Below are 289 nucleotides of genomic sequence, written 5' to 3'. Positions count from 1 at the left end.
ATGTCTTTAGTGTTCGAAGCTCTCGCCAAATGCGGCGTGGGCAGTACTTTCAGAGCTTTTCTATTTCCAAATCCCAAACAGCCTGCGGATACTGATGCCGCACACCCACCAATTTTTTTGCGTATGTAAGAGACACAAGAGTAGGAAGAAATTTCGATTGTTCGTCTACAAAGCTGGGTACGAGACAAGAACCTGTGTAGGGCACACAATACATCACTACGTGAATGTGGAATGTGCCGATACTGATGACTACGAGAGAGCAAGCTTCATCGGTGTACCGAAAACGATA

General features: G+C 45.7%; 1 protein-coding gene. It reads right to left on the bottom strand.

Features of this window, described 5'->3' with window-relative positions:
- Nucleotides 1-49 precede the first annotated feature (49 nt).
- Nucleotides 50-289, bottom strand: a 240-nt coding sequence (locus QWJ41_RS20990; RefSeq protein ID WP_302710422.1) for a hypothetical protein, incomplete at its 5' end; no start/stop codon positions are given.

The sequence above is a fragment of the Nocardioides cremeus genome, from assembly GCF_030518195.1.
Lineage (GTDB): Bacteria > Actinomycetota > Actinomycetes > Propionibacteriales > Nocardioidaceae > Nocardioides > Nocardioides cremeus.
This window is presented reverse-complemented; position numbering and strand designations above follow the sequence as displayed.